Source organism: Bacillus sp. GMs2/2 (genome assembly GCF_050172095.1).
GTDB lineage: Bacteria > Bacillota > Bacilli > Bacillales > Bacillaceae_G > Bacillus_A > Bacillus_A cereus.
Window position 1 is genome coordinate 1 of record NZ_JBNLYE010000627.1, and the last position, 1605, is coordinate 1605.

Here is a 1605-nt window from a genome sequence, read left to right on the forward strand (position 1 = left end):
CTCTGGTTGTGGCGTTTCTGGTGTTGGTGGAACTTCTTTTTTCTGATCTGCTACAACATGTTTGATAATCTCACCATCTGTTTTAATTTCAAAAGAGAATGTTTCTTCATTGATTAAATATCCCCCTGGTGCGAATGTCTCTTTATATGTGTATTTACCAGCTGGTAATTTCTCAAACTTTGCAATGCCTTGTTCGTTTGTTTTTCCCTTCACGACTTCCTGGCCTTGCTCGTTATAGATTGTAAACTCTGCACCTGGTAACTTATTGTTTCCATCGGCTACATCTACTTTTGTAATTTCTAAGCTACCCTCAATCTTTTTGTTTTTTACGGTGTGTTTAATAATTTCACCATCTGTTTTAATTTCAAAGGAGAAAGTTTCTTCATGTGACACATAACCTTGTGGTGCAAGTGTTTCTTTGTATGTGTACTTTCCTGCTGGGAGTTTATCGAACTTCGCAATGCCTTGTTCGTTTGTTTTTCCCTTCACGACTTCCTGGCCTTGTTCGTTATAGATTGCAAACTCTGCACCTGGTAGCTTGTTATTTCCATCCGCTACGTCTACTTTTGTAATTTCAATTGAGCCTTTAATCTTTGTATTCTTTGCAACTAGCTCAATTGTTTTTCCATTTTCAGTAATGCTAAACGGAATCGGGTCTTTTACCAACACATAGCCCGCTGGTGATGTTTTTTCAATGAATTGGTACTTTCCAAATGGGATATTATCAATTTTGATTAACCCGTTTTTGTCTGTCTTATGCTCACTGATTTTCTTGCCTTTTTCATCAGCTAGGATAAAAACTGCACCTTCTAATTTTGTTTTCCCATCTTCATCTACTTTTACAAGCTGTACATTTCCTTTTACTTGATCGTTTTTCACTTCGAATGTAAGTGTTTGATTATGCTCTTTTACTTCAAATGGATACTTTGTTTGATTTAATAAGTAACCTTCTAATCCTTTCGTTTCCTGGAAGTAATACTTTCCAAACGGAAGAGAATTTACTTTCGCAATCCCTTCTTGATTTGTAGTTACTTTTGTAACTGCCTTTCCTTCTGGCGTAAATACTGTAAATTCAACACCTGGGAGAATCTTGCCTTTATCACTTACTTTTTTAATTTCAATATTGCCTTTGATTTGTACATTTTTCATTTCAACAACAGCAATTTCACCTGTTTTCACTTCAAAAGGCTTTGGTGTAGCATCTAACACATATCCAACAGGTGCTTTCACTTCTTTTACAGTGTATGTGCCAAGTTCTAAGTTGCCCATTTCAGCGATGCCGTTTTTGTCAGCTGTAATCGTTCCCATAACTTGTTGATTGCTGTTTGCGATTTCAAATACTGCGCCTGGTAGTGGCTTTTTGTTTTCATCCACTTTCATTACTTTTAAGGCGCCATTTGCTTTCCAGAATACTTGTAAGTCTGTGCTTATTTGTTCTGTACTGCGCTCTAATAGTACAGTTGCATCTTGAATCGTACTTGTTCCTTTATATACGATTGCATGAACATTTGTTAGATTTGAAACGACTTTTAGAGATAGTTCACTACTCTTAGAGGATTTTGGTACTTGGATACGGAACTTTTCTCCTAGTTGAAACGTTTCTTT

1 protein-coding gene is annotated in these 1605 nt (G+C 36.3%); it reads right to left on the reverse strand.

The features are described from left to right. On the reverse strand, positions 1–1605 hold a 1605-nt coding region (locus tag ACQGS6_RS28075), incomplete at both ends, for an MSCRAMM family protein (protein ID WP_426965998.1).